Raw genomic sequence first — 19458 nt, forward strand, 5'->3', positions numbered from 1 at the left:
GTCACAGACCGGCAGTACAGTGTGCGGGCTGTGAAACCCGGCACCCGGCCGGAGCAGGATTCCTGGCATGAACGACATAGAGCCCATGACCGCTAATTCCGATGTGCAACGGCTGGATTTCAACACCCCGGCCCTGCAGCGCAAACGCCGCATTCGCGCGCTCAAAGACCACCTGGCGCGCTGGTACGTGTCCATCGGCGGTCTGGCCGTGCTGGGGGCGATCACGCTGATCTTCTTCTATCTCGCCCAGGTCGTCGTGCCGATGTTCCAGGGCGCCGAGGTCGAGGCGCGCGAGACGCACACGCCGGCCTGGCTGGCCGAGGCGGGCGAACCGCTGCTGCTGGCGATCGAGGAACAGAATCAGGTGGCCATGCATCTGGGCGCCGACGGCCAGGCACGCTTCTTCGCGCTCAAGAGTGGCGAGCTGCTCAAGCAGGTTGCCGTGCCGCTGGCCGAAGGCGCTCGTATCGCCTCCATCGGTCAGGACGTGCCTGGCAGCCGGCGTCTGGTGCTGGGCCTGGATAACGGTCAGGTCCTGGTGGTCGAGCAGAGCTACAAGGTCAGCTACCCGAACAACCAGAAGACCATCACGCCCGCGCTGCTGTATCCCTACGGCGAGACGCCGCTGACGCTGGACGAGCAGGGCCGGCCGATCGCCCACCCGGCAATCAGCCGTAACGGCGACACCCTGCTGGTCGCCGGCGCGACCGATACCGAGCTGCACGCGCTGCGCATCTCCTCCACGGAAAACCTGCTGACCGGCGAGACCAGCATCGAACAGCAGCGGCTCGATCTGCCGCAACTCGCCGAGCCGATCCGTGCGCTGCAAATCGACCCGCGCCACCTGTGGCTCTACGCATTCAGCGGCAAGGCCAGTGCCGACGTGTTCGACCTGCGTCGCAAGCAGCTCAACGGTCGCTACAAGCTGGCGGCCGACGGCAGCGAGGTGACCACGGTCAGCCCGTTGCTCGGCGGCATCTCGCTGATGGTCGGCGACTCCAAGGGTGGCATCGGCCAGTGGTTCATGGTTCGAGGCGCGGACGGCCAGGCCGAACTCAAGCACGTTCGCCAGTTCAGCCTCGGTGACGCGCCGATCACCCAGATCATTCCGGAAGAGCGACGCAAGGGCTTCCTCGCGCTGGATGCCAAGGGGCAGCTGGGCATCTTCCACAGCACCGCGCACCGCACGCTGCTGGTCGAGAAAGTGGCCGACGGCCAGGCCACGGCCGCGCTGTCGCCACGGGCGACCCGCGTGCTGGTGCAGAGCGCCGCCGGCCTGCAGCGTTTCGTGATCGACAACCCGCACCCGGAGATCTCCTGGAGCGCGCTGTGGAGCAAGGTCTGGTACGAGAGCTATCCGGAGCCTGACTACGTCTGGCAGTCGACCTCGGCGAACATCGACTTCGAGCCCAAGCTGAGCCTCGCGCCGCTCGCCTTCGGCACGCTCAAGGCGGCCTTCTACGCGATGCTGCTGGCCGCGCCGCTGGCGATCTGCGCCGCGTTCTACACCGCCTACTTTATGGCGCCGCGCCTGCGCCGCAAGGTCAAGCCGGTGATCGAGCTGATGGAAGCGCTGCCGACGGTGATCCTCGGTTTCTTCGCCGGCCTGTTTCTCGCGCCGTTCCTGGAGAACCATCTGCCGGGCATCTTCAGCCTGCTGCTGCTGATGCCGCTGGGCATCCTCTTCGCCGCCTGGACCTGGAGCAAGCTGCCCGACAGCATCCGGCTGAACGTGCCGGACGGCTGGGAGGCGCTGCTGCTGATCCCGGTGATCCTGCTGGTCGGTGCCGGTTCGCTGGCCATGAGCGGCCACCTGGAAAACTGGTTCTTCGGCGGCGACATGCGCCTGTGGCTGTCGAACGACCTGGGGATTCCGTTCGACCAGCGCAACGCCCTGGTGATCGGCCTGGCGATGGGCTTCGCGGTGATCCCGAACATCTACTCGATCGCCGAGGACGCCGTGTTCAGCGTGCCCAAGAGCCTCACCCTCGGTTCGCTCGCGCTGGGCGCCACGCCCTGGCAGACGCTGACCCGCGTGGTGCTGCTGACCGCCAGCCCCGGCATCTTCTCGGCGTTGATGATCGGCATGGGCCGTGCGGTCGGCGAGACCATGATCGTGCTGATGGCCACCGGCAACACGCCGATCATGGAGGCCAATATCTTCGAAGGCATGCGCACCCTGGCGGCCAACGTGGCCGTGGAAATGCCCGAGTCGGAAGTGGGCAGCACGCACTACCGCGTGCTGTTCCTCGCCGCGCTGGTGTTGCTCAGCTTCACCTTCGTGATGAACACCGCCGCCGAGCTGATTCGTACCCGGTTGCGCAAGAAATATGCGTCGCTCTGAGAACTGAAGGTAGACGAACGTGAAACAGCAGAACCTCAAGACCTGGTTCAAGAGCGGCACGCCGTGGGTCTGGATGAACGCCGGCGCGGTGGCCATCGCCATTCTGATGACGCTGGGCCTGCTCTCGGTGATCGCGGTGCGTGGCCTGGCGCACTTCTGGCCGGCCGATGTCATCGTCGCCGACTATCAGGTGCCCGGCAGTCCGGCGCGGGTAGTCGCCGGCGAGGTGGTCGAAGCCGAAGAGGTGCCGCGTGCACGCCTGGCCGCCAGCGGCCTGCCGGTGGACGTCGAAGGCGGTGAGTTCATGACCCGCGAGCTGCTCAAGGTGGGCAACCGCGAGGTCTACGGTGCCGACTTCACCTGGGTGGTCGGCGAGTGGCTGAGCGAGATGCGCCGGCCGGCCGAGTTGATGGCGGTCGAGCGGCGTGAGTGGGGCAATTTCTACGGCTATCTGGTCAACGTCAAGGAGCGGGGCCAGGTGGTCGCCGAGGGTGCCGATGCCTGGACCGAACTGCAGCAGCGCATCGCCCGTGTCGACGAGCTGCACGCGCAGATCGCCGAGCTGGAAAAGGTCGATATCGGCCGCATCAACCATGGCCTCGAGCGCCTGCGCCTGAGAACCCGCCAGCTCGAGTTGGGCGGTCGGCTGGATGCGACGGCCCAGGCCGACCTGGACGCCGAGCGGGCCGAGTGGGACGCCCAGTACAAGGCGCTGGAGAGCGAACTGGTGGCGCTGAACCAGCAGTTCAGCCGCGACAGCATGACGGTGCGCACCGCCGACGGCCGCGAGATGGAAATCAACCTCGGCAAGGTGGTACGGGCCTACCAGCCCAACGACATGTCGATTGCCGACAAGCTCGGCTTCTACTTCGCCAAGCTGTGGGAGTTCGTCAGCGACGAACCGCGCGAGGCCAACACCGAGGGCGGTATCTTCCCGGCGATCTTCGGCACCGTGCTGATGACCATCATCATGGCGTTGATCGTCACCCCGTTCGGTGTGATCGCGGCGGTCTACCTGCGCGAATACGCCAAGCAGGGGCTGCTCACCCGCATCATCCGCATCGCAGTGAACAACCTCGCCGGCGTACCCTCGATCGTCTACGGGGTGTTCGGCCTGGGCTTCTTCGTCTACGTCCTCGGCGGCTCGATCGACCGCCTGTTCTACCCTGAGGCCGCGCCGGCGCCGGTGTTCGGCACCCCGGGGCTGATGTGGGCCTCGCTGACCCTGGCGATCCTCACGCTGCCAGTGGTGATCGTGGCCACCGAGGAAGGCCTGGCGCGCATCCCGCGGATGATCCGCGAAGGCTCGCTGGCGCTCGGTGCGACCAAGTCCGAGACGTTGTGGAAGGTGGTGCTGCCAATGGCCAGCCCGGCGATGATGACCGGCCTGATCCTCGCCGTGGCGCGCGCTGCCGGTGAGGTCGCCCCGCTGATGCTGGTCGGCGTGGTCAAGCTGGCGCCGACCCTGCCGCTCAACGGCAACTACCCCTATCTGCACCTGGACCAGAAGATCATGCACCTGGGCTTCCACATCTACGACGTCGGCTTCCAGAGCCCCAACGTCGAGGCGGCGCGCCCGCTGGTCTACGCCACGGCGCTGCTGCTGGTGCTGGTCATCGCGATTCTCAACTTCAGCGCGGTGGTCATCCGTAACCATCTGCGCGAGAAGTACAAGGCGCTGGATCATTAATCGAGGGCGCAAGCCGCGGGCGCCGGCCCGGGCTTGCCATTCAAGCTTGCAGCTTGCCGCTGCGAACGGAGTGAGCACATGCAAACCAACACCCATTCCATCGACATCGCCGCCCTCGGACGCGACAAACGCAGCCTGAGCCTGGCTGACGAGCCGGTGGCCATCGAAGTGCCGGACCTGAGCCTGTACTACGGCGAGAAGCAGGCGCTGTTCAACGTCAGCATGAACATCCCGCGCCAGCGTGTGACCGCCTTCATCGGGCCGTCGGGCTGTGGCAAGTCGACCCTGCTGCGTTGCTTCAACCGCATGAACGACCTGGTCGATGGCTGCCGCATTGAGGGCGCGATCAACCTCGACGGCACCAACATCTACCGCAAGGGCGAAGACGTCGCCGACCTGCGCCGTCGCGTCGGCATGGTGTTCCAGAAGCCCAACCCGTTCCCCAAGAGTATCTACGAGAACGTCGTCTACGGCCTGCGCATCCAGGGCATCAAGCAGAAGCGCGTGCTCGACGAAACCGTCGAATGGGCGCTCAAGGGCGCGGCGCTGTGGGAGGAGGTCAAGGATCGCCTGCACGAGTCGGCCCTCGGCCTGTCCGGCGGTCAGCAGCAGCGCCTGGTGATCGCCCGCACCATCGCCGTGCAGCCGGAAGTGCTGCTGCTCGACGAACCGAGCTCGGCCCTCGACCCGATTTCCTCGCTGAAGGTCGAGGAGCTGATCTACGAGCTGAAATCCAAGTACACCATCGTCATCGTCACCCACAACATGCAGCAGGCCGCGCGGGTGTCCGACTACACCGCGTTCATGTACATGGGCAAGCTGATCGAGTATGGCGATACCGATACGCTGTTCACCAACCCGGCCAAGAAGCAGACCGAAGACTACATCACCGGACGCTACGGTTGAGGCCATGGGAAATCTCCCCTGGCCTTGTCGGGCGCGCTTGCCGTACTAGATGTACTGTCTGCGCACGCCCTCCGCGCCAGTGAAGATTTCCCAAGGGCCTCAACGTCAACTGGACAATTTCCAGGTGCGCTGTGCACCAGAGCCGCCTAGCGGCAGTCTCCTCGGAGCGAGAACAATGATCAGCAAAGACAGCCACACCCAACACATCTCCCAGCAGTTCAACGCCGAGCTCGAGGAGGTGCGCAGCCACCTGCTGGCCATGGGCGGGTTGGTGGAGAAGCAGGTCAACGACGCGGTCACCGCGCTGATCGAGGCCGATTCTGGCCTGGCGCAGCAGGTGCGTGAGGTCGATGACCAGATCAACCAGATGGAGCGCAACATCGACGAGGAGTGCATCCGCATCCTCGCCCGCCGCCAGCCGGCGGCCTCCGATCTGCGCCTGATCATCAGCGTGTCGAAGTCGGTGATCGACCTCGAACGCATCGGCGACGAGGCCTCGAAAATCGCCCGCCGCGCCATCCAGTTGTGCGAGGAAGGCGAGTCGCCGCGCGGCTACGTCGAGGTGCGTCATATCGGCGACCAGGTGCGACGCATGGTGCAGGAAGCGCTCGACGCCTTTGCCCGTTTCGACGCCGAGCTGGCGTTGTCGGTGGCGCAGTACGACAAGACCGTCGATCGCGAGTACAAGACCGCGCTGCGCGAGCTGGTGACCTTCATGATGGAAGACCCGCGCTCGATCTCCCGCGTGCTCAACGTGATCTGGGTGCTGCGCTCGCTCGAACGCATCGGCGACCACGCGCGCAACATCGCCGAGCTGGTGATCTATCTGGTGCGCGGCACCGACGTCCGCCACCTGGGCCTGGCGCGCATGGCCGAGGAAGTCGAGAGCGGCAAGAACCGCTGAGGCCGCTCAGGCCAGCTGCGCGGCGAGAAAATCGATCAGCACGCGCAGCTTCGGCGGCAGTTGGCGGTCCTGACGCCAGAGCAGCCAGGCGGCACCCTGGTAGGAACCGGTGTAGCGCCAGCCGGGCAGCACCTCGACCAGGCGGCCCGCGGCCAGTGCCTCGGCTGCGGTGAAGTGTGGCAGGCAGGTGATGCCCAGGTGCGCCAACGCCGCCTGCAATCGCGCCTCGCTATGGTTGCTGACGAAGCGCCCGTGCACGGCGACCACCTGCTGCTCGCCGTCGCGGCGCAGGTGCCAGCGGTGATCCCCGGCGGTTTCCCCCAGATACAGACAGCTGTGCCGCAGCAGCGCCTGCGGATGGTCCGGCGTGCCATGGCGGGCCAGGTATTCGGGGCTGGCGCAGAGCAGCTGGCGCACCTCGCCCAGCGGCCGGCCGGCGAGGCCTTCGGGCGGCTGGTCGGTGACCTGCACCATCAGGTCGAAGCCATCCTCGATCAGATCCGGTGACAGATCGCTGATGCGCAGCTGCACGTCGATCTCCGGATAGCGCTGCAGAAACGGCCCCATCAGCGGCGCGATGAGGAATTTTCCGTAGGCCTTGGGCACGCTCAGGCGCACCCGGCCGCGTGGGCTGCGCATCATGCCTTCGCTCAGCGCCAGCGCGGCGTCGGCGGCCTGCAGCGCCTGGCGGCACTGCGCGTAGAATGCCTGGCCGGCTTCGTTCAGCCGCAGCTGGCGGGTGGTGCGCTCGAGCAGCCGCAAGCCCAGCCGTTGCTCCAGGCGGGCGATCTGCCGGCTCAGCGCCGAGGGCGTGCTGCCGATCTCGCGGGCCGCTGCGGAGAAGCTGCCGGCCTCGACCACGCGGGCGAACGCCGCCATGTAGGGCAGGAGGTCAGCGGCCTGATTCGTTCCCATGGTGCAAAAGTCCTGTTCGTTTCGACAGGATTATCGCCAGAGGTGCCCGGTCGGACAATGACGCTCCGACCCCTGGAGCGCCCGCCGATGATTTCTTCCACGCCTGTCCCTGCTCGTTGGCCCGGTGTCGCCGACGGCATGCTGCTGTTGGTCGCCATCATCTGGGGCAGCAGCTACGCGGCGGCCAAGCAGGCCCTGCTGTTCTACCCGGTGCTGGGCTTCATTGCGATTCGCTTCGGCCTGACCTTTGTGCTCCTGCTGCCGCAGTTGCGCGGCGCCGGCCGGCGTGCCTGGCGCCCGGGGCTGCCGCTTGGCCTGCTGCTGCTGGCGATCTTTCTCTGCGAGATCTATGGCGTGAGCCTCACCCGCGCGAGCAATGCCGCATTCCTGATCAGCCTGTGCGTCATCCTGACGCCATTGCTCGAGTGGCTGCTGCTCGGGCAGCGGCCTCATCCAGCCCTTTGCGCGGCGGCCGGTATGTCGCTGCTTGGCGTGTGGTTGCTCACCGGCGGGCCGCAGGCCGGCTTCAACGTCGGCGACGGGCTGATGCTGCTGGCCGCGCTGCTGCGGGCGCTGTTCGTCTGCCTGACGCGGCGCCTCACCGCGGCCCGCGGCGTGCCGGCGTTGGCGCTGACCGGCGTGCAGAGTGGCGTGGTGGCGCTGGCTTGCCTGGTGCTGGCTGCGGCTACGGGTGGCCTGCCGGCATTGCCGCGCGAGCCGCAGTTCTGGGCCTTGAGCCTGTACCTGGTGCTGTTCGCCACGCTGTTTGCGTTCTATGCGCAGAATCTCGCCCTAGCGCGGACCAGTGCGACCCGCGTCTCGCTGCTGATGGGGTCCGAGCCGCTGTTCGGTGCGCTGATCGCCGGGCTCTGGCTGGGTGAGCGGCTCGATCCGTTGGGCTGGGCCGGCGGCCTGCTGATCGTTGTGGCGACGCTCTGGACGCTGCGGCTGGGCAGCGCCGCGCCGGCGGTCGAAGGGCGTGAGCGCATGGCCGCCGGCTGAGGCGCCCGGTGGTCAGCCGTGCTGCAAATCGGCCTGCAGCTGGTCGAGCACCTGCCGCCGCTCGTCCTCGGCCAGCCGCGCGCCCGGGTTGAGCGACGACCACTGCGGGTGCGCCCGACAGCGAACCAGGGCCTCCGGCAATTTGCCTTCGCGCCAGCTCTGATCCTGCGGCGCGGCCAGGCGGATTGCCTCGGTGGCGGCATGCCCACGGCTGGCCAGCGCGGCCAGCAACTGGCGCTGGCGCAGGGCGAGCAGGCGCAGCACCGCATCATCGACGGTCAGTTCGCGCTGGCCCTTGAGCTTGCCGAGCAGGCGGTTGCCGTAGTGCCGCGCGGTCTGCGCACCGCCGCCGGCAATGGCGCCGAGCAGCGCCGCCGCGCCGAGGGTGATACCGCCGACCATCAGGTCCACGCCGGCACCTGCCGCGGCACCTGCGGCCATGCCGCCGCCGATCTTCACGCCGAGTTGCTTCAAGGTCTCGGGATTGAACAGATCGTCGCCCCAGCGCCCATCGAGCAACGGGAGATCGCTGGCTGCCGCGTCGTCCCGGCGAAAGGCGTACAGGCGCAGCAGCGCCTCGACGCAGCGCTGCTCGCGGCCGCGCACGGCGTCGTGCAATTCTCGAATGGCGCCACGCTCCAGTTCCGGCTGGGCCGCCACGCTGCGTCGGCAGGCGGCGACATCCACCAGCAGTTCGGCGATCAGTCGCTGGCCGCTGGCCAGGCGTGCGGCAGCCTGGGCCTCGTGGTCCTCGATCAGGCGCTGCAGCTTGGGGCGCGCCTGTTCCAGCAGCAGCGCCAGGCTTTCATACAGCCGGCGCTCACCGTCCACGGGTGGCGCCACGCTGTCGAAGCGCACCAGTGCATGCAGGCCGAGGCGGGCCAGGGCCTGACGCCATTCCTCATCGCGGTGCCCCGGCTGGGCGACGAAGTTGAGCACCGGCAACAGCGGCTTGCCGCAGCCGGCGAGCACCGCCAGCTCGTCCTTGTACTTGGCCAGCACCGGCTCACGGGCGTCGATCACGTAGAGCCCGGCGTCGCTGGCGAGCAGCTGACGCAGCACCTTGGCTTCCTGCTCGAAGCGCCCCCGCGCCTCGCTGCCGTCGAGAAAGCGCGCGGTGCGTGCCGGGCCGTCGAGGCGTTCGCCGGGGCGCTCCAGTCGCTCGAGGTAGTCGAGCAGGGCGATGGCATCTTCGAGACCCGGGGTGTCGTAGAGCTCCAGCAGCGCTTCGCCATCCACCGACAGCCGTGCGCCTTCGACGTGACGCGTGGTGCTCGGCCGGTGCGAGACCTCGCCGAAGCCGATGTCACGGGTCAGGGTGCGCAGTAGCGAGGTCTTGCCGACATTGGTGTGGCCGACCACGGCCAGCTTGAGGGCGTCAGTCATGGCCAGTCTCCAGCCAGCGCAGCGGGGCAGCGCTGGAATGCGTCAGCCCCAGCGTATCGAGGGCCTGATGCCAGTCTTGCATGCGCGCGCTGTCGAGCGCCTCGCCGGCTGGTGCCTGCAGCAGCCAGACGCGAGTCGCCGCCGCACAGCGCGACAGCTCGCCGAGTAGCGCCAGCGTGCCGCGGTCCGGCGAGCGCCGCGGGTCGCAGGCGATGACCAGACGCGCTGGCGGAAAACGGCTGAGCTGTTCGAGCAGGCGCCGCCGGCCTTCGCGATCGTCGAGCACGCCGGCATCGGCAACACCCTTTGGTAGAACCGGCGGCCATGGGCGACCGCCATCCAGTTCGATGGCCACCAGTACGGCACCGGCGCTGCCATCGAGCTGAGCGCCGGCGCTGGGCGCGTGCAGTTGGGCAGGCGCCGCATCACGGATGCCGAGGCGCTCGCTGGTCGGCTGCAGACGTTCACGCAGCAGGCGATAGGCCGGTAGGTCGAGGTCGAGACGCAACGCCGCCCGGCCACGTCGCCAGCGCCACAGGCAAAGCGCGGCAAGCCCCAGGCGCGGCAGCAGGCCATAGACCAGCAGCACGCCGACCAGCCAGCCGGCCCAGCTCTGCCGCGCGCGCTCGAGGTCGCCACCGAGCATGCCGCTGGCGCGGATCTGCTCGACATCCGGCAGGCTGAAGCCGAGCAGCGACGGAAGCGCACCGAGTGCCTGGGTCAGGCCGATGAAAGCGCTCTCGCCGAGGATGGTGGTCTCCCAGACAAAGCCGTAGCGGCGGGTGGCCAGCAGCGCGAGCAGTGTGAGCAAGGCGCTGCCCATCGCCAGCAGCCACAGTCCATGCACTCCAAGGCCGAGCAGCCAGCGGCCAAGCCGGCGCTGGTGCAGGACGGCAAGCAGGGCCGGGGCCAGTTGAGCCGCGCGGGCGTCGCGGGCGAGCTTCTCGCTGAGCCACAGCCAGAGCCGGCCGAGGGCGCCGCCGCTGTCACGCGTGAGGAAAAAGGCCAGCAGCCAGCCGAGCAGGGTCAGCAGGTTCAGCCCGAGCAGGCTGCCCAGCGCCCAGAACACGTTGATCGGCCGCGTACCGTCGCCCAGTGCCGCCCAGGCCAGCCCGGCACCGCTGGCAGCAGCCAGCAGCGCCAGGGCGAAAGCGCCCAGACGGGCGCCCTGGCGCCAGTGCATCAGGGCTTCGATCAGGCCGTCGCGACGCGCCAGCCAGAGCGCGCGGTGCTCGATCCTCGCCTGCAGCTCGCCGCCGGCGGCGCGGGCCTGGCGATTGGCCTCGTCGTCCTCCAGGGGGCCGGCGTGTTCTTCGCGCAGGCGAACGGCCTCGGTGAGCCAGAGGCGATCGAGCGGGTCGGCTGGGGTCTCGGGTGAAAACGGTGCGGATGCAGGCACGCGGCTTCTCGTCGTGGGGCTCGATCGGCAGGATAACCGCTCCCGATTGGAAGGGTGAAATCGGTCAAATGACGCGGGTGCGCTGTCCGTTAGTATGCGCCGCCGATCAACCGATCGACTCCGCGGTTCGCCGCATCATCCGCCAGGGACCGGCCAATGCTCAGCACCATGTGCTCGCTGCCCCTGCGCACCGAAAAAGGGACTTTTCATGAAACAAACCTTGTTCTTCGACGCGATGGTGACACCCAAGATCATTACGCTGCTGTACTGGCTCGGGCTGGTCGGCGTGGTGGTCGGCTCGATCGCACTCATGGCCGGTATGTTCGGCGGCGGGCTCTGGTCCGGGTTGGCTGTGCTGGTGTTCGGCCTGATCGGCACGCGCGTCTGGTGCGAGCTGCTGATCGTGCTGTTCAAGATTCACGAAAACCTGCAGAAGGTGGCCAGCAAGGCCTGAAACGAAAGGGCGGTCGAATGACCGCCCTTTTGCTTTGGCTGGCCGCCGGCCGGGCTCAGGCGCTGCTCGAGCTGGCCGCGCGCATCTGTGGCCGCGGCGGCGGTGCGGCGTGATGGTGAGCGTCGACCAGCGGAACTTCTTTACCGTCGGCGTCATACAGCTTGCCGTTGCGGAAGTAGTCGCCATCGTGCAGGGCCGCGATGTCCTGGTAGCGCAGCGTGCGCTCGCTGGCGGCGACGAATACCGATTGCTGATCGGAGTTGCCGGCCTTCAGGTGGTTGAAGGTCAGATTCAAGAGAATCGCCATGATCGCCGCCGAGCTGATGCCGGAGTGGAAGATCGTCTCGAACCAGGCGGGGAAGTGGTGGTAGAAGCCCGGTGCGGCGATCGGGATCATGCCGAAGCCGATCGAGGTGGCGACGATCACCAGGTTCATGTTGTTGCGGTAGTCGACCTGCGCCAGGGTGCGGATGCCGCTGGCGGCCACCGTGCCGAACAGCACCACGCCGGCGCCACCGAGCACGGCGGTGGGCACCGCGGCGATCAGGCGTCCCATCACCGGCAGCAGACCGAGGGTGACCAGAATCAGGCCGGCGGTGGCTACCACGTAGCGGCTCTTCACGCCGGTGACTGCGACCAGCCCGACATTCTGCGCGAACGCGCTCTGGGTGAAGGAGCCGAACAGCGGCGCCAGAGAGCTGGAGATCATGTCGGCGCGCAGGCCATTGCCCAGGCGCTTGGAGTCGACCTTGGTCTCGATGATTTCGCCCACCGCGAGGATGTCCGCCGAGGTTTCCACCAGGGTGACCACGATGACGATGAGCATCGACAGGATCGCCGCCACCTGAAACTCCGGCGCGCCGAAGTGCAGCGGCGACGGCAGGGCGACCAGCGGCCCCTCAAGCACCTGGGAGAAGTCGGCCATGCCGAAGAACACCGCGACCAGGGTGCCGACCACCATCGCCAGGAGGATCGACAGGCGCGAGATGCTGGCATTGCCCAGCTTGCTCAGCGCCAGCACGGTAAAGAGGGTGAACGCAGCCAGGCAGATGTTGGCGACGCTGCCGAAATCCGGGGCCTGGCTGTTGCCGCCCATCGCCCAGCGCGCCGCGACCGGCATCAGCGTCAGGCCGATGGTGGTGATGACGATGCCGGTGACCAGCGGCGGAAAGAATTTGGTGATGCGAGAGAACACCGGCGTGATCAGCAGGCCGATCAATGAGGCGGCAATGACCGAGCCGAACACCACCGGTAGCCCGCCGGCGCCGTCGCTGCCGATGATGGCGATCATCGTCGCCACGCCAGCGAAGGAGACGCCTTGCACGAGGGGCAGCTGGCAACCGAAGAAAGGGATGCCAAGTGTTTGCAGCAGCGTGGCCAGCCCGCCGGCGAACAGCGAGGCGGCGATCAACAGACCGATGTCGGCCGGTGACAGGCCGGCCGCCTGGCCGACGATCAGGGGCACGGCGACGATGCCGCCATACATGGTGAGCACGTGTTGCAGACCGTAGGCCAGGTTCGCACCTATGCCGAGGTTTTCGTCTTCGGGGCGTTTTTCGGGGGCGGACGCGACTGACATGGGGTAGCTTCTCCCGTCTTTTTTATTGTGCTGCCACTGTAGACAATTGAATGCGCTTGATGCCAGCTTTTGTATACAAGTTTTCTGCACTTGAGCACTGCTGGCAGATCGGCATCTGTCCGACGAGCCGCGCGGCGGCACGGCCCGGATGGCGAGCGGCCTCTGGTTCTGGAAGGCAAAAGCCGACGAACGGTTGGTTCAGGTTTTGCCGGGCATTCGTCGCTGGCCGGCAGCAGGCAGGCAAAGCGGGTGTGCGTTGAGCGTGGCGCGGCTGCCTGAGACGGGGCGCCGGGCTACAAGGTGAGCTGCCCGACCATGCGCACGTGCCGCTCGCCCTGGCGCTCTGCTATCCTCGCGGGCATGACTCAGCCCTCACTTCCCCTCGCGATGATCGCGGCCCTCGCAGAGCGGCACGTGATCGGGCGCGACAACAGCATGCCCTGGCACCTGCCGGGGGACCTGCGCCATTTCAAGGCCATGACCCTCGGCAAGCCGGTGATCATGGGACGCAAGACCTGGGATTCACTCGGTCGGCCGTTGCCGGGCCGGCTCAATCTGGTGGTCAGTCGCCAGGCCGGCCTGCAGCTCGAGGGCGCCGAGACCTTCACCGATCTCGAATCTGCGCTGCAGCGGGCCGAGCAGTGGGCGCGCGAGCAGGGCGCGGGCGAGCTGATGCTGATCGGCGGTGCGCAGCTCTATTCCCAGGCGCTGGCCCGTGCGCAGCGGCTCTATCTCACCCGCATCGATGCGCGCCCGGAAGGCGATGCCTTCTTTCCGGCCTTCGACGAGGCCGAGTGGCAGTGCGTCGAGCGCGAGGCGCACCCGGCCGAAGGCGACGCTCCGGCGTACCGTTTCGAGACCTGGGTACGCGCCGACCGCCGCGCTTGACCGAGGCCAAGGCGCGCTCGGGCGCGGCTCTCTAAGCTTCTGCGCGTCGCCAACGGGAATCTGACCATGTCATCCGATGAAACCGGCGCCCCGGCCACCGACCGGGTCGCCCCGATCTTTGTGCGCCATCCTCTGTGGGAGGATCTCCTGGCGCTGCTGCTCGGCACCGCCATGGTCGCCCTCGGCATTACCTTCTACAGCCATGCGCAACTGCTCACGGGTGGCACCGTGGGTGTCGCCTTTCTGCTCAGCTACCTGAGCGACTGGTCGTTCGGCCCGCTGTTCTTTCTCGTCAACCTGCCGTTCTATGCGCTGGCGATCTGGCGCATGGGCTGGAAGTTCACCCTGCGCACCGCCTGCGCGGTCGGGCTGGTCTCGTTGTATGCGGAACTGATGCCCAACTGGGTCCAGTTCGCCAGGCTCGACGTGGTCTACGCCGCGCTTTTTGGGGGGGTCGCCATGGGCGTCGGGTTGCTCATGCTGTTCCGCCATCGCGCCAGCCTCGGCGGAGTGAACATCCTGGCGCTGTACATTCAGGAGCGTTTCGGCGTGCGCGCCGGCAAGGTGCAGATGGGTATCGATGCGCTGATCGTGCTCGGTGCGGTATTGGCGGTGCCGCTGGATCGGGTGCTGCTCTCGGTGCTCGGCGCGGTGGCGCTGAATCTGGTGCTGGCAATCAACCACCGTGCCGACCGCTATACCGGGGTCAGCTGAGCTCGATCAGCTGGGCTGCGGCGCCTTCTGCGCTCAGCTCGAGCAGCGCCAGGCAGATTGGCAGGCGAAAGCGCCGCGGCCCGGCGCTGCCCGGGTTGAGGAAGAGCACGCCGTCGCGCCGTTCGATCGAGGGCTTGTGCGAATGGCCGCTGATGACCACGGCGAAACCGCGGGCGGCCGGGTCGAACGCCAGCGTCTTCAAGTCGTGACGCACATGCAGGCGCCGACTCTCGTACTCGAGGTCCAACTCCTCGGGCAGGGCCGTCGCCCAGTCCGCGACATCGACGTTGCCGCGAATGGCCTGCACCGGCGCAATCTGGCGCAGAGCGTCGAGCACTTCAGGCTTGCCGATGTCACCGGCATGGATGATCAGGTCGCAGCCCTGCAGGGCCACGCTGGCCTGCGCACGCAGCAGGCCATGGGTATCGGAGATGACGCCGATGCGCATGCCGGGTTTTTCCTCCGGGCAAAGCGCCCAGCATAGGCCAGGCCGTCATCCGGCGGGCGCCGTTCGTCGCGGCTTACTTGTGCAGTACGTACTGCCCGGTGAAGCGCACGGCGTCACGGCCGTCGGCGGCGAGAATGCGGCTGTGCAGCTCCAGGCGGGCACGGCCGCGGCGGCGGTAGATCGCCTCGAAGCGCTCCCAGGCGCCTTCGACCGGGGCGTTGCAGATGGCGGTGGCGTCGTCGACCACGGGAAGCGGATATTCGATCCGGCCGTCCTGGATGACGATGTGGCCATCGTCGATACCGGCCTCGCGCAGGCGCAGGTGCAGCCAGCCCCAGCCAGCCAGCACCGCCGCGCAATACAGGCTGCCGCCGAACATGCTGCTCTTGTGATTGATGTTGGCCTGCAGCGGGACCTTCAGGCGCAGCTCGTGGTTTTCCCAGACATCGACGCGCAGGCCCATTGAACGGGTCAGCGGAATGTCGTGGTGGAGAATGGCTTCCAGATAGCGGCTTTCGCGGCTCATGCCGGTTGGATTCCTAAAACGTGACGGAGATACAGGCAGACGCCAAGCATGACCGCTGAGTCACGTTTTTGCCAGTTCCGCTCGGCGTTCTTCCGCGATCCCGGCGCGATCTGGCCGCCTCGCGCCGGCTCAGCGACCCGCCTTGCGGACGTAGGCGCAATGCCCCGGGCGCGGGCCGATGCGCGGGTGGTTGCGGCAGGTATCCGGGCGCTTGTCATAGACCTTGCACAGACGCGTGCGAGTATCCAGAAACAGGCAGTCGCCATTGGCCATGCGCGTCAGGGTGAAGAGTCCGTGCTTCTGGTTGAAGTGCTCGACCACGCCTTCGCGGGACAGGCGGCGGGCCACCTGCTTGGCCGGCTCGTCGCGCTCGAACTCATCGACCAGCTGCAGGCGAATGAGGTCGTCGATGCGCACTTCGACCGGCAGCGTGCAGCAGGTCGCCTGGCAATCGCGGCACAGGCCGTTGCTGTAGCGCACCCAGGTTTCCAGGCGTTCGGGGTCGGCAGAGGCGATCAGTCGGGTCTTCACGGCGGTTGTCGCTGGGCAGGGGCGCGCGATCATAACCTCTGCCCGGGGAATTTCCAGCGCTGCCCTGCGTTCGAATGGCGAACCGCTGGTCCAGGCGACGGCCGGATGCCCCGCGAGCTGTCTAGACTGCCTTCTGCCGGCCTGCAGGTGCCGTCGTTCTTCCAGATTCTCTTGCTTGCGAGGGTAATTCATGACGCAGGAACCCAACGCTCCCACCGCCGATGAAGTGGCCGCCTTTCGTGAAAAGGTGCTGCGCAAGCTGACCTACTCGGTCGGCAAGGATCCCGAGCATGCGGCCGAGTTCGACTGGTTCGAGGCGGTGGCGCTGGCCACCCGCGACCGGGTCATCGACCACTGGATGGAGTGCACCCGACAGACCTATGACAAGGGCTGCAAGCGCGTCTATTACCTTTCGCTGGAATTTCTCATCGGGCGCCTGCTGTTCGACAGTCTGAGCAACCTCGGCCTGCTGGACACGGCGCGCCAGGCGCTCGCCGAGCTGGGCGTGGATCTGGACCGCATCCGCCTGTCCGAGCCGGACGCGGCGCTGGGCAACGGCGGCCTCGGGCGCCTGGCCGCCTGCTTCATGGAGAGCATGGCCACACTCGGCGTGCCGGCGCACGGCTATGGCATCCGCTACGACCACGGGCTGTTTCGCCAGGTGATCGTCGATGGCTGGCAGCATGAGCAGACCGAGACCTGGCTCGATTTCGGCAACCCCTGGGAATTCGAACGCTCGGAGGTCAGCTACCTGATCGGCTTTGGCGGCCACGTCACTGCGCTGCCCGACGGCAATGGCGAGCCGCGGCACTTCTGGCATTGGGCCGAGGGCGTGCGCGCCAACGCCTATGACACCCCGATCGTCGGCTGGCGCGGGGCCAGCGTGAACACCTTGCGCCTGTGGCGCGCGCGCGCCGAGGCCGACTTCCACCTCGAGCGCTTCAACGCCGGCGACCACATCGGTGCGGTCGCCGAGGAAGCCAAGGCGCAGAGCATCTCCCGCGTGCTCTATCCGGCCGACAGCACCGAGGCTGGCCAGGAACTGCGCCTGCGCCAGGAGTATTTCTTCGTCGCCGCCTCGCTGCAGGATCTCCTGCGTCGTCATCTGGACCAGCGCGGCACGCTGGACAACCTGCCCGATTACGCGGCCATCCAGCTCAACGACACCCATCCGGCGATCGCCGTGGCCGAGCTGATGCGCCTGTTGGTGGACGTGCATGGCATGCCCTGGGAGAAGGCCTGGCGCCTGACCACCGCGACGCTCTGCTACACCAACCACACCCTGCTGCCCGAGGCGCTGGAAACCTGGCCGGTGGGCCTGATGGAGCGCCTGTTGCCGCGGCACATGCAGATCATCTACCTGATCAACGCCCATCACCTGGACGCCCTGCGCAACCGCGGCCTGCACGATGGCGAACTGCTGCGCTCGGTGTCGTTGATCGAAGAGGGCCATGGCCGCCGTGTGCGCATGGGCAACCTGGCGTTTCTCGGCTCGCACAGCGTCAATGGCGTCTCCGCGCTGCACACCGGGCTGATGCGCAAGACGGTGTTCACCGACCTGCACCGGCTCTATCCGCAGCGCATCAACAACAAGACCAACGGCATCACCTTCCGCCGCTGGCTGTACCAGGCCAACCCGAGGCTCACCAGGCTGCTCGTCGAGACGCTTGGCGAGGACGTGCTCGACTCACCGCAGACGCGCCTGCGCGACCTCGAACCCTTCGCCGAGCAGGTCGAGTTCCGTCGCCGCTTCGCCGAGCAGCGCCAGGCCAACAAGCGCCACCTGGCCAAGGTGATTCACGAGCGACTCGGCATCCAGGTCGACCCGGAGGCGCTGTTCGACGTCCACGTCAAGCGCATCCACGAGTACAAGCGCCAGTTGCTCAACCTGCTGCACACCGTCGCGCTGTATCACGCGATCTGCGCCGACCCGGGCGGTGACTGGGTGCCGCGGGTGAAGATCTTTGCCGGCAAGGCGGCGGCGAGCTACCACCAGGCCAAGCTGATCATCAAACTGGCCAACGACATCGCCCGCACGATCAACGACGATCCGACCGTGCGTGGCCTGCTCAAGGTCGTGTTCCTGCCCAACTACAACGTCAGCCTGGCCGAGGACATCATCCCGGCGGCCGACCTTTCCGAGCAGATATCCACCGCCGGCCTCGAGGCCTCGGGCACCAGCAACATGAAGTTCGCGCTCAACGGCGCGTTGACCATCGGCACGCTGGACGGGGCGAATGTCGAGATGAGCGAGCAGATCGGCCGCGAGCACATGTTCATCTTCGGCCTCACCGCGCAGCAGGTCGAGGCGCGCAAGCGTGCCGGCGAGTACAACGCCGAAGCGACCATCATCGGCTCGCCGCGTCTGGGTGAGGTCCTTTCGGCAATTCGCCGCGGCGCCTTCTCTTCCGACGATCCGGGGCGCTACACCGGCCTTATCGACGGGCTCGGCTGGCACGACACCTTCATGGTCTGCGCCGATTTCGAGGCGTACTGGCAGGCGCAACTGGAGGTCGAGTCGCGCTGGCGCGATGCGGACGCCTGGTGGCGTTCGGCCGTGCTCAACACGGCGCGTACCGGCTGGTTCTCCTCGGACCGCACCATCAGCGAGTACGCCACGGAGATCTGGAAGGTCATGTAGCACGCTGGCCAGTTGCCGCCCCGGGGCTGAACTCTGCCCGGGGCGCGCCGGTCTGAGGGGAGTCTGTTTTCCACCGGCCTGCTAAACTGCGTCGGTTTTTTCCCCCTCTGGAGCCAGTCCATGTCACGCATCACCCTGAGCCGCTACCTGATCGAGCAGACCCGCAGTAACAATACCCCGGCGGACCTGCGCTTCCTTATCGAGGTGGTGGCACGTGCGTGCAAGGCCATCAGCCATCAGGTTTCCAAGGGCGCGCTGGGCGGCGTGCTGGGCAGCGCCGGCAGCGAGAACGTGCAGGGCGAGGTACAGAAGAAGCTCGACGTGCTGTCCAACGAGATCCTGCTGGAGGCCAACGAGTGGGGGGGGCACCTGGCAGGCATGGCCTCGGAAGAAATGGACAACGCCTACCAGATTCCCGGCAAGTACCCCAAGGGGGCGTACCTGCTGGTATTCGATCCGCTGGACGGCTCCTCGAACATCGATGTGAACGTCTCGGTGGGTACCATCTTCTCGGTGCTGCGCTGCCCGGATGCCTGCTTCAGCCAGAACGACGCCCTCGGCGAGGAAGCGTTCCTGCAGCCGGGCACCAAGCAGGTCGCCGCCGGTTACGCCATCTACGGCCCGCAGACCATGCTGGTACTGACCCTCGGCCACGGCGTGATGGGTTTCACCCTCGACCGTGAGCTGGGCAGCTTCGTGCTCACCCACGAAAACCTGCGCGTGCCGGAATCGACCGCCGAGTTCGCCATCAACATGTCCAACCAGCGCCACTGGGAAGAGCCGGTCAAGCGCTACGTCAGCGAGTTGCTGGCCGGCAAGGAAGGCCCGCTGGGCAAGAACTACAACATGCGCTGGATCGCCTCGATGGTGGCCGATGTGCACCGTATCCTGACGCGCGGCGGCATCTTCATGTACCCGCGCGACGCCCGCGAGCCGGAGAAGCCCGGCAAGCTGCGCCTGATGTACGAGGCCAACCCGATGTCGATGATCATCGAACAGGCCGGCGGCGCCTCCACCAATGGCACGCAGCGCATCCTCGATATCCAGCCCGAATCGCTGCATCAACGCGTGGCGGTGTTCCTCGGCTCGAAGGAAGAAGTCGAGCGCGTGACCGGCTACCACCAGGCCTGA

17 protein-coding genes are annotated in these 19458 nt (G+C 67.0%); 10 read left to right on the forward strand and 7 right to left on the reverse strand.

Annotation, left to right across the window (positions count from 1 at the left end):
* Positions 1-67 precede the first annotated feature (67 nt).
* The 4 genes from AC0KXH_RS01665 to phoU all read left to right on the forward strand — a co-directional run bounded on the left by AC0KXH_RS01665 (position 68) and on the right by phoU (position 5844).
* Positions 68-2344, forward strand: a complete 2277-nt coding sequence (locus AC0KXH_RS01665) for an ABC transporter permease subunit (protein ID WP_488224042.1) — start codon at positions 68-70, stop codon at positions 2342-2344.
* Between the two features lie 19 nt (positions 2345-2363).
* Positions 2364-4034, forward strand: coding sequence for a phosphate ABC transporter permease PstA (pstA, locus tag AC0KXH_RS01670; RefSeq protein ID WP_312571910.1), 1671 nt, complete (start codon positions 2364-2366; stop codon positions 4032-4034).
* Positions 4035-4112: 78 nt separating this feature from the next.
* Entirely contained in the window at positions 4113-4940 is an 828-nt protein-coding gene (gene pstB, locus AC0KXH_RS01675; RefSeq protein ID WP_041108560.1) for a phosphate ABC transporter ATP-binding protein PstB, read from the forward strand.
* 175 nt (positions 4941-5115) lie between these two features.
* Entirely contained in the window at positions 5116-5844 is a 729-nt protein-coding gene (gene phoU, locus AC0KXH_RS01680) for a phosphate signaling complex protein PhoU (protein WP_041108654.1), read from the forward strand.
* A gap of 6 nt (positions 5845-5850) precedes the next feature.
* On the opposite strand, the gene AC0KXH_RS01685 is transcribed toward phoU, so the two are convergent.
* Positions 5851-6759: a LysR family transcriptional regulator gene (locus AC0KXH_RS01685; RefSeq protein WP_313328239.1), complete on the reverse strand. Its 909-nt coding sequence runs from the start codon at positions 6757-6759 to the stop codon at positions 5851-5853.
* Between the two features lie 87 nt (positions 6760-6846).
* Here AC0KXH_RS01685 and AC0KXH_RS01690 point away from each other — a divergent pair, with 87 nt between their 5' ends.
* The gene (locus AC0KXH_RS01690; RefSeq protein WP_061338013.1) at positions 6847-7761 is read left to right on the forward strand and encodes a DMT family transporter; all 915 of its coding nucleotides are present in this window, start codon (positions 6847-6849) and stop codon (positions 7759-7761) included.
* A gap of 12 nt (positions 7762-7773) precedes the next feature.
* Here AC0KXH_RS01690 and AC0KXH_RS01695 read toward each other — a convergent pair whose 3' ends face one another.
* Together AC0KXH_RS01695 and AC0KXH_RS01700 are read right to left on the reverse strand one after the other, a co-directional pair.
* Positions 7774-9147 carry a DUF3482 domain-containing protein gene (locus tag AC0KXH_RS01695; protein ID WP_061338012.1) on the reverse strand — a complete coding sequence of 458 codons (1374 nt, stop codon included), beginning with the start codon at positions 9145-9147 and terminating at the stop codon, positions 7774-7776.
* Positions 9140-10546 (reverse strand): DUF2868 domain-containing protein, encoded by a 1407-nt coding sequence (locus AC0KXH_RS01700; protein WP_437270246.1) that lies wholly within the window; start codon positions 10544-10546, stop codon positions 9140-9142. Before AC0KXH_RS01700 ends, AC0KXH_RS01695 begins: the two co-directional genes overlap by 8 nt.
* Positions 10547-10754: 208 nt before the next feature.
* On the opposite strand from AC0KXH_RS01700, the gene AC0KXH_RS01705 reads away from it, so the two are divergent.
* On the forward strand, positions 10755-11000 hold the full coding sequence (locus tag AC0KXH_RS01705; RefSeq protein WP_041108557.1) for a DUF4282 domain-containing protein: 246 nt from the start codon (positions 10755-10757) through the stop codon (positions 10998-11000).
* A gap of 55 nt (positions 11001-11055) precedes the next feature.
* On the opposite strand, the gene AC0KXH_RS01710 is transcribed toward AC0KXH_RS01705, so the two are convergent.
* The gene (locus tag AC0KXH_RS01710; protein ID WP_488224043.1) at positions 11056-12579 is read right to left on the reverse strand and encodes a nucleobase:cation symporter-2 family protein; all 1524 of its coding nucleotides are present in this window, start codon (positions 12577-12579) and stop codon (positions 11056-11058) included.
* A 360-nt stretch (positions 12580-12939) separates the two neighbouring features.
* Here AC0KXH_RS01710 and AC0KXH_RS01715 point away from each other — a divergent pair, with 360 nt between their 5' ends.
* Both AC0KXH_RS01715 and AC0KXH_RS01720 read left to right on the forward strand, forming a co-directional pair.
* The gene (locus AC0KXH_RS01715; RefSeq protein ID WP_488224582.1) at positions 12940-13467 is read left to right on the forward strand and encodes a dihydrofolate reductase; all 528 of its coding nucleotides are present in this window, start codon (positions 12940-12942) and stop codon (positions 13465-13467) included.
* Positions 13468-13533: 66 nt separating this feature from the next.
* On the forward strand, positions 13534-14181 hold the full coding sequence (locus AC0KXH_RS01720; protein ID WP_213150389.1) for a YitT family protein: 648 nt from the start codon (positions 13534-13536) through the stop codon (positions 14179-14181).
* Here the strand turns inward: AC0KXH_RS01720 and AC0KXH_RS01725 are convergent.
* The 3 genes from AC0KXH_RS01725 to AC0KXH_RS01735 form a co-directional block, all read right to left on the reverse strand.
* A complete protein-coding gene (locus tag AC0KXH_RS01725; protein WP_488224044.1) occupies positions 14174-14629 on the reverse strand; it encodes a metallophosphoesterase family protein in 456 nt (151 codons plus the stop codon). The genes AC0KXH_RS01720 and AC0KXH_RS01725 overlap by 8 nt on opposite strands.
* A gap of 73 nt (positions 14630-14702) precedes the next feature.
* Positions 14703-15155, reverse strand: a complete 453-nt coding sequence (locus AC0KXH_RS01730; RefSeq protein WP_041108552.1) for a thioesterase domain-containing protein — start codon at positions 15153-15155, stop codon at positions 14703-14705.
* Between the two features lie 129 nt (positions 15156-15284).
* Positions 15285-15686: a YkgJ family cysteine cluster protein gene (locus AC0KXH_RS01735; RefSeq protein WP_041108652.1), complete on the reverse strand. Its 402-nt coding sequence runs from the start codon at positions 15684-15686 to the stop codon at positions 15285-15287.
* 190 nt (positions 15687-15876) lie between these two features.
* Here AC0KXH_RS01735 and AC0KXH_RS01740 point away from each other — a divergent pair, with 190 nt between their 5' ends.
* Both AC0KXH_RS01740 and AC0KXH_RS01745 read left to right on the forward strand, forming a co-directional pair.
* Positions 15877-18327: a glycogen/starch/alpha-glucan phosphorylase gene (locus tag AC0KXH_RS01740; RefSeq protein WP_488224045.1), complete on the forward strand. Its 2451-nt coding sequence runs from the start codon at positions 15877-15879 to the stop codon at positions 18325-18327.
* A 120-nt stretch (positions 18328-18447) separates the two neighbouring features.
* On the forward strand, positions 18448-19458 hold the full coding sequence (locus tag AC0KXH_RS01745) for a class 1 fructose-bisphosphatase (RefSeq protein ID WP_041108550.1): 1011 nt from the start codon (positions 18448-18450) through the stop codon (positions 19456-19458).

The organism is Stutzerimonas sp. CXK-1 (genome assembly GCF_057738225.1).

Bases quoted from the DNA above. Each gene is read 5' to 3' on its own strand.
- AC0KXH_RS01665 (WP_488224042.1), top strand. From the start codon at position 68: ATGAACGACATAGAGCCCATGACCGCTAATTCCGATGTGCAACGGCTG.
- pstB (WP_041108560.1), top strand. From the start codon at position 4,113: ATGCAAACCAACACCCATTCCATCGACATCGCCGCCCTCGGACGCGAC.
- phoU (WP_041108654.1), top strand. From the start codon at position 5,116: ATGATCAGCAAAGACAGCCACACCCAACACATCTCCCAGCAGTTCAAC.
- AC0KXH_RS01685 (WP_313328239.1), bottom strand. From the start codon at position 6,759: ATGGGAACGAATCAGGCCGCTGACCTCCTGCCCTACATGGCGGCGTTC.
- AC0KXH_RS01690 (WP_061338013.1), top strand. From the start codon at position 6,847: ATGATTTCTTCCACGCCTGTCCCTGCTCGTTGGCCCGGTGTCGCCGAC.
- AC0KXH_RS01695 (WP_061338012.1), bottom strand. From the start codon at position 9,147: ATGACTGACGCCCTCAAGCTGGCCGTGGTCGGCCACACCAATGTCGGC.
- AC0KXH_RS01705 (WP_041108557.1), top strand. From the start codon at position 10,755: ATGAAACAAACCTTGTTCTTCGACGCGATGGTGACACCCAAGATCATT.
- AC0KXH_RS01710 (WP_488224043.1), bottom strand. From the start codon at position 12,579: ATGTCAGTCGCGTCCGCCCCCGAAAAACGCCCCGAAGACGAAAACCTC.
- AC0KXH_RS01715 (WP_488224582.1), top strand. From the start codon at position 12,940: ATGACTCAGCCCTCACTTCCCCTCGCGATGATCGCGGCCCTCGCAGAG.
- AC0KXH_RS01720 (WP_213150389.1), top strand. From the start codon at position 13,534: ATGTCATCCGATGAAACCGGCGCCCCGGCCACCGACCGGGTCGCCCCG.
- AC0KXH_RS01725 (WP_488224044.1), bottom strand. From the start codon at position 14,629: ATGCGCATCGGCGTCATCTCCGATACCCATGGCCTGCTGCGTGCGCAG.
- AC0KXH_RS01730 (WP_041108552.1), bottom strand. From the start codon at position 15,155: ATGAGCCGCGAAAGCCGCTATCTGGAAGCCATTCTCCACCACGACATT.
- AC0KXH_RS01740 (WP_488224045.1), top strand. From the start codon at position 15,877: ATGACGCAGGAACCCAACGCTCCCACCGCCGATGAAGTGGCCGCCTTT.
- AC0KXH_RS01745 (WP_041108550.1), top strand. From the start codon at position 18,448: ATGTCACGCATCACCCTGAGCCGCTACCTGATCGAGCAGACCCGCAGT.